14 protein-coding genes are annotated in these 14447 nt (G+C 65.0%); 8 read left to right on the plus strand and 6 right to left on the minus strand.

The features are described 5' to 3' along the window. Positions 1-63: 63 nt before the first annotated feature. Entirely contained in the window at positions 64-1383 is a 1320-nt protein-coding gene (locus EYZ64_RS22145; RefSeq protein ID WP_135456739.1) for a TetR/AcrR family transcriptional regulator, read from the plus strand. 88 nt (positions 1384-1471) lie between these two features. Here the strand turns inward: EYZ64_RS22145 and EYZ64_RS22150 are convergent, their stop codons facing one another. Further along, positions 1472-2293, minus strand: a complete 822-nt coding sequence (locus tag EYZ64_RS22150; RefSeq protein WP_135456741.1) for a class I SAM-dependent methyltransferase — start codon at positions 2291-2293, stop codon at positions 1472-1474. A gap of 884 nt (positions 2294-3177) precedes the next feature. On the opposite strand from EYZ64_RS22150, the gene EYZ64_RS22155 reads away from it, so the two are divergent. Beyond that, on the plus strand, positions 3178-4551 hold the full coding sequence (locus tag EYZ64_RS22155) for a hypothetical protein (protein ID WP_135456742.1): 1374 nt from the start codon (positions 3178-3180) through the stop codon (positions 4549-4551). A gap of 90 nt (positions 4552-4641) precedes the next feature. Here EYZ64_RS22155 and EYZ64_RS22160 read toward each other — a convergent pair whose 3' ends face one another. The 4 genes from EYZ64_RS22160 to EYZ64_RS22175 form a co-directional block, all read right to left on the minus strand. Next, positions 4642-5724, minus strand: coding sequence for an NAD(P)H-dependent amine dehydrogenase family protein (locus EYZ64_RS22160; RefSeq protein WP_286175088.1), 1083 nt, complete (start codon positions 5722-5724; stop codon positions 4642-4644). A gap of 14 nt (positions 5725-5738) precedes the next feature. After that, a complete protein-coding gene (locus EYZ64_RS22165; protein ID WP_286175089.1) occupies positions 5739-5885 on the minus strand; it encodes a hypothetical protein in 147 nt (48 codons plus the stop codon). Between the two features lie 357 nt (positions 5886-6242). Continuing rightward, complete coding sequence (locus EYZ64_RS22170; RefSeq protein ID WP_135456747.1) at positions 6243-7418, minus strand: acyl-CoA dehydrogenase family protein; 1176 nt, start codon at positions 7416-7418, stop codon at positions 6243-6245. Then, complete coding sequence (locus EYZ64_RS22175; protein WP_135456749.1) at positions 7419-8423, minus strand: acyl-CoA dehydrogenase family protein; 1005 nt, start codon at positions 8421-8423, stop codon at positions 7419-7421. A 278-nt stretch (positions 8424-8701) separates the two neighbouring features. On the opposite strand from EYZ64_RS22175, the gene EYZ64_RS22180 reads away from it, so the two are divergent. The 4 genes from EYZ64_RS22180 to EYZ64_RS22195 are packed head-to-tail and all read left to right on the plus strand — an operon-like array spanning position 8702 to position 12332. Further along, positions 8702-9817 carry an amidohydrolase family protein gene (locus EYZ64_RS22180; RefSeq protein WP_167857924.1) on the plus strand — a complete coding sequence of 372 codons (1116 nt, stop codon included), beginning with the start codon at positions 8702-8704 and terminating at the stop codon, positions 9815-9817. A gap of 19 nt (positions 9818-9836) precedes the next feature. After that, entirely contained in the window at positions 9837-10979 is a 1143-nt protein-coding gene (locus EYZ64_RS22185; protein WP_135456751.1) for an amidohydrolase family protein, read from the plus strand. Position 10980: 1 nt separating this feature from the next. Further along, positions 10981-11373 carry a Rieske (2Fe-2S) protein gene (locus tag EYZ64_RS22190; RefSeq protein ID WP_090435185.1) on the plus strand — a complete coding sequence of 131 codons (393 nt, stop codon included), beginning with the start codon at positions 10981-10983 and terminating at the stop codon, positions 11371-11373. Between the two features lie 23 nt (positions 11374-11396). Then, positions 11397-12332 (plus strand): alpha/beta fold hydrolase, encoded by a 936-nt coding sequence (locus tag EYZ64_RS22195; RefSeq protein WP_135460180.1) that lies wholly within the window; start codon positions 11397-11399, stop codon positions 12330-12332. A 17-nt stretch (positions 12333-12349) separates the two neighbouring features. On the opposite strand, the gene EYZ64_RS22200 is transcribed toward EYZ64_RS22195, so the two are convergent. Then, on the minus strand, positions 12350-12823 hold the full coding sequence (locus EYZ64_RS22200; protein ID WP_135456753.1) for a hypothetical protein: 474 nt from the start codon (positions 12821-12823) through the stop codon (positions 12350-12352). 33 nt (positions 12824-12856) lie between these two features. Here EYZ64_RS22200 and EYZ64_RS22205 point away from each other — a divergent pair, with 33 nt between their 5' ends. Then, positions 12857-14158, plus strand: a complete 1302-nt coding sequence (locus EYZ64_RS22205) for an NADH-ubiquinone oxidoreductase-F iron-sulfur binding region domain-containing protein (RefSeq protein WP_210115550.1) — start codon at positions 12857-12859, stop codon at positions 14156-14158. Further along, positions 14155-14376 carry a ferredoxin gene (locus EYZ64_RS22210; RefSeq protein WP_135456756.1) on the plus strand — a complete coding sequence of 74 codons (222 nt, stop codon included), beginning with the start codon at positions 14155-14157 and terminating at the stop codon, positions 14374-14376. The genes EYZ64_RS22205 and EYZ64_RS22210 overlap by 4 nt, the downstream gene beginning before the upstream one ends. The last annotated feature ends 71 nt before the right edge of the window (positions 14377-14447 follow it).

Raw genomic sequence — 14447 nt, forward strand, 5'->3', positions numbered from 1 at the left:
ACCAAATATTGGGTCAGCCGCCCAAATCGTATGACGGGAGCCAGCAATCATCGTGGAGCCGTTGTGGGCCGTCCCCAGGTAACGCCTGGGGAGCGCAAGACGCTCAAGCGCACCCCAGGTCGCGCAACCGACGCCGGCTCCGCAGCTGAGGATCGCACGCGCCGGACCGAGATCCTCGAGACCGCTGCCACGTTGATCGCCACGTCGGGCCTTCGCACGTCGCTGCAGGAGATCGCGGATGCGGCCGGCATTCTGCCGGGCAGCCTGTACCACCATTTCGAATCCAAGGAAGCGATCCTCGTCGAGCTGCTCGAGCGGTATCACGAGGACCTCGACCGCATCGCCGAGCACGCCCAGAGCCGGTTGGACGGTCCCGATCCGGCGTCGCCGTTCGACCGTATCGCCGCACTCGGCTCGGATATCGCGCGGTGCGCCGTCGCGCACCGGGCCGCGCTCCAGATGTCGTTCTACGAGAGCCCGAGCTCCAACCCCGACCTCGTCGCCCTGGCCCAGCGCCGCCCGACGGCCACGCTGGACGCCATGCAGCAGACCCTGCGGGCCGCGCGATGGGCCGGCTACCTGCGGTCGGACGTCGACCTGGCCGTACTGGCCGACCGGATCTGCCAGTCCATGCTGCAGGTCGGGCTCGACGTCATGCGCCACAATGCCGCACCGGAGAAGGTCGCCACCCTGCTGTGCCGCATTCTCCTGGAAGGCTTGTCCACCGGCCAGCCCACCGACGCCGAACTCGACAAGTCCGTCCCGTTCATCGCGGCCGACGACGTGGTCCGGAGCTGGATCGAGGAGGCCGAGTCCGAGGCCGATGACAAGACCACCCATATCCGGGCGGTGGCGCGGGCCGAGTTCGGTCGGCGCGGCTACGAGGGTACGACCGTGCGCGATATCGCCTCGGCGGCAGGCATGGGCACCGGCACGGTGTACCGGCTCATCGGGTCGAAGGACGAACTGCTGGCTGCGATCATGCAGTCCTTCGGCGAGAAGATCGCGGTGGGCTGGACGGAGGTCCTCGGGTCCGAGGGCACGACGATCGAAAAGCTCGACGCGCTGAGCTGGATCCACACCAACGCGCTGGATCAGTTCGGAGATGAGTTCCGGATCCAGCTGGCGTGGATGCGCCAGTCGCCGCCGGACACCCCCAACCCCGGCTGGTTGTTCATGCAGCGCGTCAAGCAGGTCAAGGCGCTTCTCGCCGCAGGGATCAAGGCGGGTGAGATCAGTATCGACAGCCCCTCGAACGAGATTCTGGCCCGGTCGGTCATCGGCGTGGGGTGGATCCCGGAGAACATCCTCCGGCAGTTGGGCACCCGCGCATCGCAGATCCACGTCCGGGACACCAGCCTGCGCGGTGTGATCGTCCGCTGATCGTGGACTGGCCGAAAACGTTCCGTGGCAACGTGTTCAGCCGACGATACCCGGCGTTCCGCGGTCCTCGCCCCATCGATCTCTGGCGCTAGAAGGCATAGTGGAGCACTACGTTTCCCCTCCGGGACACCGCAGTGCTCGGCGCGGTTAGTCGGTTCATCAGGCGAAGGCCTACCGGGAACCTGGCGACCTCGGGCTCTCGCGTGCAGAGAATCTCTTTGACCAACTTCAATTTGGGGTGCCAGCGTTCGGGGTATCGGGGATCGTCGAAGCCGGGGAATCTGGTGACAGCCTTGATGGATTCGGCACCGGCAAAACGCTTCTGGGCCCAGACGGCGAACTTGCTGTAGCCGTTGAATGCGATTTCCCCCCTGGGGAAATGGTCGATGATGCGGCATACCATCGTCCGCATTTCGTCTTCGGAGAGAAACGCGATCAGCCCGTCGGCGACAATCACGGCAGGCCGGTCGGTGGGCACGGTGTCGAGCCACGTGGAGTCGGTGAGGTCAACGCCTATGGGGTGCGGGTTGGCGTCGTGAGGCAATAATTGCGGCCGGGCGCCAACGACCTCCGGGAAGTCGACGTCGTACCAGTCGACGGTGGACGGCGGGGCGATCCGCAGCGCCCGGCTGTCAAGGCCGGCGCCGAGGTCCAGGCCAACCGCGTTGGGGTGACGGGCGATGAACTGCTGGGCGATCTCGTCAAGCTTCTTGGCCCGATGCGCGATGTAAACCGCACTGCTCGTGGGGATGTGGAGCTTTTTGTAATCGAAGTCGACCTTCCGCACGACCTCGTCGGCCATGTTGTCTCCCAGAATCGGCCGCGACAATCGGTTGTCGAGCGCTCTGCCACAGAGCGTCAGCCACAGGCTCGCCTGCACCGCGTTGAAGGTCGGAACGGTCATAGCCATCGGTCATCCCCTTCTCATAACGCCCTGGAACTCATCTGCCGTGCGGAAGTTCGCTGAACACCGCGTCGCGGGCTGAGCGGCCGGCCGCCGCACCGACTGAACGCATGTTCAGTACATTAAACGCTCGTTCAGTGCGGGTCAAGAGTTTGCCGCCAACTAGTCGCCTTCGTGGCACGCCCGGTCGTATCCAAGCCCGCAGCACGCCGAACCGCGCAGCCCCGAAGGCGGCCGAATAGCAAAGTCGGGGTGCAGCGGCTGGTTCTCGAATGCGTTTGTGGGGGAATATGATATGCCGCGCAGCTTCTGGATCATCCGGGCAGGAGCAAGCACGGGCCACATCGATACCGTAGGCAGTTCCGGTCGACGGCGGCACGGCGCGGCGCCGATCTCGTCAATAATTCGAACGCCTCACAGAATGTGAATGTCATTCACGAAGATTGCCGATAGGTTCTCCCGGTCCACCGGGGACTCCCGCCGGCGGCCACGAAGACCCCACGGGTTGTGACGGACGGACCTTCGCTTGTAGCTACCCCTTCCATTTCGATGACAGCAGTGCGTCGTGACGGCGACGCGGAAAACTCCGGCATCAGCCCTTGATCCGACAAATTGCAGAAGGCAGTTTGCTGAATATCCCGTATCTCACTCGCCAGTAGAGCCCGACAGTACGGGTAGTTGGATGTGCCGACTGGGAGGAAGCCTCCTATCTCGACACACTTGGCGCTCAAATTACGCGATTGGCCATCCCACGCCAATGGCGATGAAAGCATGCCCCAGACAAGGATATTGGCTTCACCAGCGCGGCTTTCGCCCGCCAATGAACAAGTTCTTCCATCTGTTCAATTGATGTAATTACCAGCAATTCCTCAGGTAGCTTTCCGCGCGGCATGAATCACAACAATGATAGGAAACGCATGCATGTAAATGTTCGCTCGCATCTCGCCGCCGGGGTCGCCCTGGCCGGTGCCGGCATCATCGCCGTGGCCCCTGTCACGCCCGCCGCGCCGGCCCTGCGCGACATCCAGGTGCCGGCGGTGAGCACCGCCGAGGTGCAACTGGCCTCTCTGTTGAATCCGCTCGAGGTCTTCGCACCCATCGTTGAGCAGGCGATTGCGAGCGCACAAACCATCGGCCAGAAGGCGGTAGCGGACCCCTTCCCGATCCTGCGGGCGCTCGCGCTCAACCAGCTCGATAGCGCGGGCACCCTCGCCGGGCTGGGTACCGACGTTGCCGGAGCACTCGCCGCAGTATGGCTCGCCGTGCCGGGAAACATCCAGACCGCGATCGGTCAGCTTCAGGCAGGCAACATCGACCAAGCGCTTCGGACCATCGAAAACGGCTTCATCAGCCCGTTCATTCCCCTGGTCTTGAAGGATCTGCCTCAGCTCCTCAACGTGCTGAAGAAGCCGCTCGTAGATCTACAGGTGCTGATTGAAAACGCCCCAATGACGTACTTGGGGGGTGTCGGCTTTCCGGTTTTGAACACGGTCTTTGCCCTACAAACCGAGATCGTCAATGGCATCACCGGCGTGGTCAACGCGGTGGGCACCGCGAACCCGGAGAAGATCGCGAATGCCATCACCACCGGCGTGGCGAGCTTCACCCAGGAACTGCTCAACGGAAATCCAGCCCACAACACACATGGGCTCCTCGGCCAGTACGGTCTCATCGACGGGTTCCTGGACGCAGGTTCGGGGCTCGCGTATTGGCTCCGGCCACCACCGGTCGACCCTTTCGCCCTGAAAGTGGCACCCCGCACTGCGGAGACGACAGTGACCCTGGCAATTCCCCCGGCGGTCAAGGCAGCCATTCCCGCGGTCATGACGCCAGTCAAGGACGTCGCTGCGCAGGTCCCGGGAACCGGGACATCCGAAAGTGCCCAGGCGACCGGGACTTCCACGGGAACCGAAACCGGGACAACCGACGCGACCAAGGGAACCGACGATTCTGCGGCCTCCGATAACGGAGCCGCAGTGGCTGTCAGCACAACCCGCGCCACCAAACCGAGCGGGGGCGACAAAGTGGTACCCGGCCAGATCCAGCACGACTCGAGCCCGGCGGGCAGCGGCTCCGGGAACTCGTCGAAGAACGTTCGCGACGGGATCACCAAGACGGCCAAGGATGTGACCGACGGATTGAAGAAAGCAGCCAAGAACCTCGCTGGCCGCAGCGACAAGACCAGCACGTCCACCAGCTCGAACACCAGTGACAGCTCCAGCACCCCCCGCGGAAACGGCGGCGCGCACCGCGCATCCGAATAACCGCCATTCAAACCCGTTGGCCCCCTTCATCCAGGAGGGGGCCAACTACTGTCCGGACAGGTGACGTGAGCTGGGATCGCACTGCCCTGATCAGTCGAAGGCGTACCGCGGCAACGTATTCGGGATGTCCAGCGAGCTCAACAAGCCAGCGGGCGCGACGACGACGTAGGGAATCGCGTTGACCACCCGCATCGCGGTGGCAGCCATCGCCGCCTGTCCGGCACCGTACCCCTCAGACTGCCCCAGGTTCATCGCGCAGTGGATGTCGGGATCACCCTCGATGTCCACCCGGTAGGTGGCGTCGAATTCCGATGCGGGCCACTCTGGTGCGACGTCGCCTGACATCCGGATGATGTGCTCGACGACGATGGCCTCACGTCCGTTCACCACACCGGCCGCGCGTGTGCACACCGCACCACAGGTACCGGCAGCGATGGTCCCGAACGCCACTGTGATGTCGCGGTCGGTGATCCTGCGATCGAGAGAACCCCGGATCTCGGACACTTCGACCCCGAGCGCATCGGCGATCATGTGAATCGGTGCTTTCCAAGCCATCTCGATGAACCCCGGGGTCTCGATCATCGGCTCGAAATCCAGCGGGCGCCCGAAACCCATCCCGTCCATCATCACGTCGGCCACCGGATAGTGGTCGTTGAGGGAAACCTCGGTGACCGTGAGGCGGTCGATCTTCTTGGACTGTGTTGCCAGCATCAGCGCCAGTTGATCCGAGCCGAATCCGGGAAAGACCCCCGACGCGTAGAACGAACAATTGCCGACCTTGGCTGCCGCCTCCAGCTGGTCGCGCCATTCCGCCGAATAGTAGGCCGGCGGGTACACCAGGCCGGTCGATGTCGTCGACACCACGTTGATTCCGGCGTTCAGCAGTCGCAGGTAGTCCGGCACCGCGCCGGCGTCGCGGTCCGGTCCACTCGCCGCGTACACCACGCAGTCGGGGGCCAACGCGATCAGCGCATCGGCGTCGTCGGTGGCCGACACACCGAGCGGCGCACGCCCGGCCAGCACACCCGCATCGTGCCCGACCTTCGCCGGCGAATGGACCCACACGCCGGCCAGTTCGAGGTCCGGGCGCCGGGCGATCGCGTCGATCGCGATCGATCCGACACCACCCGTCGACCAGACGACAGTCCGCAGGGGTCGCAAAGGTCTTGTCACGCTTGACTCCTCATTCAATACTCCGGCCATGCGCGTTCGGACGCCATGACGGCCTGTTCGAGGTAGAACCACGCGATGTCGGGCGGCAACCCTCCGCACAGCGGTAGCAAGGGCAACGGCCTGCCCGCACGGATGTAGCCGACGGCCTCGTCGACGGTCACGATCCGATAGGGGCCGCCGGCCTGTCGCAGTTCCGCCACGGTGTGGGCGCGCGAGATGCTGGCCGGTCCACGTCGCCGGCCACGAACACGGCGGTAGGCCGTGGTGCTCTGACAACACCGCCATCACGGCTCCGCGCGTCTCGGCCCATGCGCACATGTCGATGGCGGCGCCGTAGAGCTCGGCCGTCGGGGTATGCGGCGCACGCATGTCGAATCGCAGCGTGAACATCACGCCGACAGTAACCTAAGTTTTGTTCCGAGTCACCACCTAGCGCGAGCAGACGCGTATGTACCCGAAATCCCGCGTTCCTGGGTGCATTTGCGTCTGCTCGCCGAGAGAAGCTCGCCGGGAGAAGGTCAGCGGCGGGGCAACCCCAGCACCTGGGTGGCGATGATGTTGCGCTGGATCTCGGAGGTGCCACCGGCGATGGTGCCACCGAAGCTTCGCGCATAGCGCTCGAACCAGCTCGCGAAGTAGTGGTCGAGGTTCATGTGCTCGTACGGCCCCGAGGTGGTCGGGTGGATCAACCCGTCGGGACCGGCCGCGGTCAGCGCGTTCTCGAATGCGTTGCGCTCGGCTTCGGATCCGAACAGCTTGAGCACCGACACCGACGCGGTGTCCGCTTCGCCGCGTGAGGCCTTGGCCAGCGCCGCGGATCCCATGGCGCGCAAGGCCTGGTAATCCATGATCGTGGTGGCGTACTGATCGCGCTCCAGCTCGGTCTTGGGTTGGAAGTCGGCCAGCATGTTGTCGATCCGGTCGGCGAAGCCGAGCCACATCATCGTGCGCTCGTGACCGAGTGATCCGTTGGCCACACCCCAGCCCCCGTTGAGCGGACCGACCAGGTTCTCGGCGGGCACCCGGGCATCGGTGAAGAACACCTCGTTGAAGTCGAGGTTCTCCTCGCCGGTCATGTCGGCGAACGGCCGGCACACCACGCCCGGGGTGTCGGTCGGGATGATCAGCACGCTGATTCCCTTGTGCTTCGGCGCATCCGGGTCGGTGCGGACGAAGGTCAGCAGAAAGTCGGCGTCATGGGCGCCCGAGGTCCACACCTTCTGGCCGTTGACGACGAAATGGTCTCCGTCCAGTACTGCGCGGGTGCGCAGGGACGCGAGGTCCGAGCCCGCGCTCGGCTCGCTCATACCCAGTGAGGCGGTCTTTTCACCGCGCAGCACCGGTACCGCCCAGCGATGCTTCTGTTCCTCGGATCCGAACGTAAGCAGCGACGCCGCAATGATATTGACGCCCTGCGGGTTGAAGCTGTGATAGATCCGGCGGCGGCACAGTTCGTCGAGGTGGACAAAGGTCTGCACCACCGACGCGTTGCGTCCGCCGAACTCGGGCGGTTGAGCCGGAAGCAGCCAGCCGTTGTCGAACAGCAGTCGCTGCCAGTCGCGGGCCCACTGCGGCATGTGCGACACCGACCGGGGCCGCTCCAGCGTCTGCGTCTCCGAGGGCAGGTTGGCATCGAGGAATGCGGAGAACTCGGCGCGGAACTCCTCGACATCGGAATCGAATGTCAGCTGCATTTACAGGCCCCTGTAGGTCGTGCGGTACTCGGCGGCGATCAACGCGCGGTGCTCGGCGGCGCCGCCCAACAGCAGCTCCCCCGCCTTGGCTCGCTTGAGCGCGAACTGCACGTCGTTCTCCCAGGTGAAGCCCATCGCCCCGAACAGCTGCAGGCCATGACGGAACACCACCGCCTGACACTCTCCGGCGGCAGCCTTGGCCATCGCCGACGCCAGCCGCCGGCGCGGGTCATCGGCGGCGATGGTCAGCGCGGCGAAGTACGAGAGTGCCCGTGCTCTTTCGATGGCGACGTGCATGTCGACGGCCTTGTGCTGCACGGCCTGAAACGAACCGATCGGCACACCGAACTGCTGCCGTTGCTTGACGTGTTCGAGGGCCAGATCGAGAACCCGCTGACAGGCACCGACCATCGTGATGGCCATGCCGGTCAGGGCCAGGTGACGCGCCTTCTCGGTGTCCACGTGAATGCGGTCGGTGTCATCGACGTGCACGTTGTCGAACGACACCTCGGCAACGTGCAGCACCGGATCGAAGACCGCGCTGCGCTTGACGGAAACCTCGGCCGCGTCGACCAGGAACACACCACCGTCGGTCACCACGGCAAGGTTCTGCGCGCGGTCACCGTCCAGGACGTGGCGGGCGGTTCCGGTCAGCACCCAGCCCGTGGCATCCCGGTTGGCCGTCACACCGCTGTACACCGCGGTGCCGGCCTTGGCCGCATCGAACCGGTCCCCCGCCAGCGGCGCATATTGCGTCATGGTCGGCAGGTAGGGCGTCAGGTCGGTGGCCCGGCCGAGCTCCTCCAGCACGATGGCGAGTTCCACCGCGTTCTCCGAGTCGGTGAGCTCGGTCCAGCCTTGGTCGATATAGCTCTGCCACAGCGGTGTCGGATCGACACCCTGCTCGGCCACTTCACGGACCAGCGTGGCCGGGCACTGCTTGGTCACCGCGTCGCGCACGGTTTCCTGCCATAGCCGCTGATCGGCATCGAATTCGAGTAGCAACCGCCGCCTCCTGCCGCACTGTCACGTTCGAATGGAGAATAGCATTCTCCATCTATGGTGTGACATTCTCCTCTAGCAAGTGCCGGTTCTCCGCTGTAGTCCGCTGTGCGGGTGACCAGCACCGGTGATTACCTGCGACAAAGCGTCGCGACGCTCTGAGAACTATGTTCTTGCCATAGAAGAATATGGATCTAGACTGGCTGTAAGATCCGGCGCGAGAGGCACGTCGTCAACAGCGCGTGCGCAGCTCGTTTCCGGAGGGACATCGGAGGACAGTCTTGGCAATTGAGCAAGCTGACGGGACGCGAGTGCCCGTCATTGACGCGAGCGTGCACGTCTTCTTCGGTTCGAACAAAGATTTGCGGCAGAACTTCCTGAAGGAACCGTTCGCCAGCCGCGGCTTCCCCGATTACGAGATGAACTGGTACGGCGCGCCCGGTGGCGAGTACGCGAAGGGCACCAAGGGCCCCGATCGGCAGTACCCCGGCTCCGATCCCGATATCGCCGCGCAGCATCTGTTCACCGACCGCGGCGTCGACATCGCGATCCTGCACCCGATGACCCGCGGGATCATGCCGGACCGTCACCTCGGAACCGCCCTGGCCGCCGCGCACAACGAAATGATGGTGACCCGCTGGCTCGAACATGACGAGCACGGTGAGCGATTCCGCGGCACCATCCGGGTCAACCCGGACGACATCGCCGGCGCTCTTCGCGAGATCGCCAAGTACAAGGACCACCCGCGCGTGGTGCAGATCGGCATCCCGATGCAATCGCGCGAACTTTATGGCAAACCGCAGTTCTGGCCGTTGTGGGATGCGGCCGCCGAGGCGGGCCTGCCGGTGGCCGTACACATCGAGGGTGGGGCCGGGATCCAGTTCGCACCGACGCCGTCCGGTAAAGCCCGGACCTACGAGCAGTACCTCGGGTTCATGGCGCTGAACTACATCTATCACCTGATGAACATGATCGCCGAGGGAGTGTTCGAGCGGACCCCGACACTCAAGTTCGTCTGGGCCGACGGCGCCGCGGATCTGTTGACCCCGTTCATCTGGCGAATGGACTGCTTCGGCCGCCCGCACCTGGAACAGACTCCGTGGGCACCGAAGATGCCCAGCGACTACCTGCCCGGCCACGTGTACTTCGTACAGGGCGCGCTCGACGGCCCCGGCGATACCGAATTCGCCGGCGAGTGGTTGAGCTTCACCGGCAAGGAAGACATGGTGATGTTCGGTTCAAGCTACCCGCACTGGCAGCTGAACGAACCGGAGATTCCCAGCGCGTTCAGCACTGAACAACGCGACAAGCTGTTGTGGCGCAATGCCGCCAAGCTGTACGGGCTGGAAAACGAGTTCGCAAATCGGAGTTCATCGTCCGCGGTTGCGGCACAGTAGGCATCTGAGGGAGACCTTCATGTCCATCACGACAAACCCACGGGTTCCGGCCGCCGAGCGGATTGCGGTTCGGTGCGTCGACTCCGACGTCCACCCCATGCCCAAGCGCGGTCAGTTACTGGAATACATCCCGGAGCCGTGGCGCAGCAAGTTCTTCATGAGCCATCCGGTCGGCGACCAGATCTACTACGACGCACCCGATTACGCGCACTCCTACGCGATGCGGGTCGATGCCTTCCCGCCAGATGGCGAGTTCGCCTGCAGTGACCCCGATATGGCGCTGCGCCAGCTCATCATGGAAGCCGGCTCGGACATCGCGATCCTGGAGCCGACGCACGGCGAGAGCCGGCTGGGTGAGGCCACCGCGGCCTACTGCACCGCCACCAACTCCTGGCTCGCCGACAACTGGCTGGACCCGCACAACAACTGGCATGAGCGCTGGCGCGGCTCGGTCTGCGTGGCGATCGAGGAACCGCAACTGGCGGTGGCCGAGATCGAGAAGTGGGCCGAGCACCCCTACATGGCGCAGGTTCTGATCAAGGCCGAGCCGCGCCCGTCCTGGGGCGACCCGAAGTACGACCCGGTGTGGGCCGCGGCCACCAAGCACGACATCACCGTGAGCTGCCACCTGTCCCGCGGCGAGTTCGAGAACCTGCCCCTGCCCCCGGTGGGTCTGCCCAGCTACAACCACGACTTCATGGTCAGTTACTCCCTTTTGGCCGCGAACCAGGTGATGAGCCTGATCTTCGACGGGGTCTTCGACCGCTTCCCGACGCTGCGCATCGTGTTCATCGAGCACGCGTTCACCTGGATCCTGCCGCTGATGTGGCGCATGGATGCGATCTACGAAGCGCGCAAATCCTGGACGGACATCAAGCGCAAACCGTCCGAATACGTCAAGGACCACATCAAGTTCTCGACTCAGCCGCTGGACTACCCCGAGGACAAGACCGAGCTGTCCCGGGCGTTCGAGTGGATGGAGTGCGACAAGATCCTGCTGTACTCCAGCGACTATCCGCACTGGACCTTTGATGATCCCCGTTGGCTGGTCAAGCACCTGCCCGAGCACGCGCGTGAGGCCATCATGTTCCGCAACGGCATCGAGACCTACAAGCTGCCCGAGACCGTCCCCGTCCTCGAGGGACAGGTCCGGGTGTTCTGAGATGAGCGAACCGGACAAGCGCCCCCGGCTCGCGCAGGGTCGCGAGCACGTCGTCGCCACCGTGGAGGAGATCCCGCCCGGCACACACAAACTGGTGCCGATCGGCCGCCACGGTGTCGGTGTGTACAACGTCAACGGCACGTTCTACGCCATCGCCAACTACTGCCCGCACGAGGGCGGTCCGCTGTGCTCGGGCCGTGCCCGGGGGCGCACGGTGGTCGACGACGATGTGCCGGGCGACGCGGTGATGGTGCGCGACAAGGAGTTCATCTACTGCCCCTGGCACCAATGGGGTTTCGAGCTGGCGACCGGCACCACCGCGGTGAAGCCGGAATGGAGTATCCGTACCTACCCGGTCCGTGTGGTTGGAGATGATGTGTTGGTGATGGCATGAGCGAGCTTGCGAGCGAATCATCGATGTCGAGCGAGATTCAGTTACCCCTCGGCAGCCCGGAACTCAAGCGGGGCGAGAAGACCATCGAGATCAACGGCGGCAACGTCGTCTACGAGATCCTCGGGAAAGAAGGCGATTTCATCGCATTGACGCCCGGCGGTCGGTTCAGCAAGGACATTCCGGGACTGCGCCCGCTGGCCCAGGCCCTGGTCAAGGGCGGTTACCGGGTGCTGCTGTGGGACCGGCCCAATTGCGGCCGCTCGGACATCCAGTTCTACGGTCAGAGCGAATCGCACATGCGCGCCGAGACACTCGCGGCGCTGATCACCAAGCTGGGTATCGGTCCGTGCATCCTGGCCGGCGGTTCCGGCGGGGCCCGCGATTCGATGCTGACCGCGATGCTCTACCCCGAGGTCGTCACCAAACTCGTGGTCTGGAACATCGTCGGCGGCGTGTACGGGTCGTTCGTCCTCGGCTCCTACTACATCGTGCCGAGCATCCTGGCCGTGCGCGGAGCGGGAATGAAAGCCGTTGCCGCCATTGATGAGTGGAAGGAACGCGCCGACGAAAATCCGGCGAATCGCGATCGCATCCTGGCCCAGGACCCCGATGAGTTCCTCAAGCTGATGCTGCGCTGGCTCAACGCGTTCGTGCCGAAGCCCGGTCAGACCATTCCCGGTGTCGAGGACGAGATGTTCGACAACATCACCGTGCCGACGCTCATCATCCGTGGCGGCGAGAACGATCTGGACCACCCCAAGCGCACGTCCCTTGAGGTCAGCTGCCTGATCAAGGGTTCCAAGCTGATCGACCCACCCTGGCCCGAGGACGCCTGGGAACGCGCCGGGGAGGACCGGGCCTCAGGGAAGGTCAAGCGGTTCAACATGTTCGACACCTGGGTGCAGGCCGCCCCGGCGATCATCGAGTTCCTGGGGTCTACCTCCTCGGAGCCCAGGTGAGCGCAGTGCCGTCGCCCTCACACCGCCCGGATGTGCACCTCGCAGTTCAGCGAAGCCTCCAGGGCGGTGTGGACGCGGCTTTCCGGGACACGGGTCAGGTCGACCTTGTCCAGGGTCACCGTCACCACATCCCAGCCTTCGTTATCGACGGATCGAACGATGTCACCCGACAGACCGAACCCGGCCAGCACACCGCGGGCGTCCTCGTCAGTACCGCGGCTGACGAAGGTGACCACCCCAGCCGTGGGCTCCGTACCAAACGCCTTGGCACACAGTTCCATCGCGATGGTCTGCAGCTCTGGTGCGTCGTCGCCGGCGATCAGCACCTCGACCTCGCGGCGATGCGCGGGCAGTCCGGCGAGCTGGTTGTCCAGCACCTCGGCCCCACGTTCGCCCAGCAACCCACGAAGCGTTGCCATGCCGTCGGATAGCTCCCGCGCCCCGAGCTCACCGGCCGGGTCGACGCCGACGCGCACCACCGCAGTTCTCATGCCGGTAAGCCTAACCGGGGACGGGATGTGACCATGACAGTCGAACTGACAGTCGCGGCATGGCCGGGCATCACCCCGCGCCTGCTGCGCGACGGGCCAGAAAGCCTGACCGACTATCAACAGGCCGGGGGCTATGGCGCCCTTACCGATCCGGACCAGTTACTGGACGAGGTGCAGGCCAGTGGATTGCTCGGCCGGGGCGGCGCGGCCTTCCCGATGGCGGTGAAGCTGCGCACGGTGCGCGACAACGGGCAGCAGGGCGCCCGCGCCGGGATCGGCACCGTGGTGATCGCCAACGGCGAAGAGGGCGAGCCGGCCTCGATCAAGGACCGCTGGTTGCTGCGCAACCGCCCGCATGCGGTGCTGGACGGCCTGCGACTGGCCGCCGGGATCGCCGGTGCCGACCGCACCGTGGTGTACGTGTCGGATCCATCGGCCGCCGAGAGCGTCGAGCGTGCACTCGCCGAGCTCCCTGGCGAGCTTGCTGGTGTGGCGATCGAATTACTCACCGTCGCTCCGGGTTACGTCGCGGGCGAGGAGACCGCCGCCGTGCACGTCGTCAATGGCGGGCCGGCCAAGCCGACCGACAAGCCTCCGCGCCCGTTCGAGGAGGGGGTGGCCGGCAAACCGACGCTGATCAGCAATGTCGAGACGCTGGCCCACCTGGCCTACCTACACCAGCGCGGTGCGCACGCGTTCCGCGAGCTGGGTACCGAGTCCTCCCCCGGCACCTTCCTGGCCACGATCACCGGGGCCGGGCGCGCCCCCGCGCTGTACGAACTTCCGCACGGCATCGCCTTCGCCGACCTGCTGACCCTGCACGGGGTGTCCGCCGACAACGTCCGAGGGGTGCTGATGGGTGGCTACTTCGCCGGACTGGTCAACCACGACATCGTCGGGGCGACACTGGATCACGAGTCCGTACGAGCTCTGGGTAGCGGTTTGGGCTGCGGTGCGATCGGCATCCTCACCGATGACTGCCCGGTGGCAGTCGCGGCGTCGGTGCTGGCGTACTTCGACCGCGAGAACGCCGGCCAGTGCGGTTCGTGCTTCAACGGAACGGCCGCGATGGCGGCTGTGGCCACGGGCCTGCGCGACGGACTGGCCACGCAGGAAGACCTGGACCGCCTCAAGCGGTGGTCGGTGGTGTTACGCGGCCGCGGTGCCTGCGCCACGCTCGACGGCGCGGCCAATGTCGCGGCGAGCCTGCTGTCGCAGTTCCCCGACCTGGTGCAGCGCCACCTCGAAACAGGCTGTCAGACATGCCGTTCCGGTGCATTCACTGCCGATCGGCCGTATGAGGTGGAGTCCGTGGAAGCGGTGGTGGCGGTATGAAGGTCAAGCTCGATCGCACGTTGTGCGATGGCTTCGGGTTGTGCGCCAAGCACGCGCCGGAGTACTTCCCGCTCGACGACTGGGGGTACGCCTCGCTTCAGGGTGACGGCAATATCCCCGAGGCCGACGAGGACGCGGTCCGACGTGCACTGTTGGACTGTCCCGTGCACGCGATCATCGAGTTGACGGACACCCGCGCGCAGCGGGATGCCGGCTGATTGAAGACGGCTGGATCACCGATCCCGAAAACTGGTAACGTGATTCTCCACACAGAATAACCCGCTTACCA

It is taken from the genome of Mycobacterium sp. DL99 (assembly GCF_004762045.1).
Lineage (GTDB): Bacteria > Actinomycetota > Actinomycetes > Mycobacteriales > Mycobacteriaceae > Mycobacterium.

Excerpts from the sequence above, each read along its gene's own strand:
- EYZ64_RS22150 (WP_135456741.1), bottom strand. The coding sequence starts at position 2,293 with ATGGCTATGACCGTTCCGACCTTCAACGCGGTGCAGGCGAGCCTGTGG.
- EYZ64_RS22155 (WP_135456742.1), top strand. The coding sequence starts at position 3,178 with ATGAATCACAACAATGATAGGAAACGCATGCATGTAAATGTTCGCTCG.
- EYZ64_RS22170 (WP_135456747.1), bottom strand. The coding sequence starts at position 7,418 with ATGCAGCTGACATTCGATTCCGATGTCGAGGAGTTCCGCGCCGAGTTC.
- EYZ64_RS22185 (WP_135456751.1), top strand. The coding sequence starts at position 9,837 with ATGTCCATCACGACAAACCCACGGGTTCCGGCCGCCGAGCGGATTGCG.
- EYZ64_RS22190 (WP_090435185.1), top strand. The coding sequence starts at position 10,981 with ATGAGCGAACCGGACAAGCGCCCCCGGCTCGCGCAGGGTCGCGAGCAC.
- EYZ64_RS22195 (WP_135460180.1), top strand. The coding sequence starts at position 11,397 with ATGTCGAGCGAGATTCAGTTACCCCTCGGCAGCCCGGAACTCAAGCGG.
- EYZ64_RS22200 (WP_135456753.1), bottom strand. The coding sequence starts at position 12,823 with ATGAGAACTGCGGTGGTGCGCGTCGGCGTCGACCCGGCCGGTGAGCTC.
- EYZ64_RS22205 (WP_210115550.1), top strand. The coding sequence starts at position 12,857 with ATGACAGTCGAACTGACAGTCGCGGCATGGCCGGGCATCACCCCGCGC.
- EYZ64_RS22210 (WP_135456756.1), top strand. The coding sequence starts at position 14,155 with ATGAAGGTCAAGCTCGATCGCACGTTGTGCGATGGCTTCGGGTTGTGC.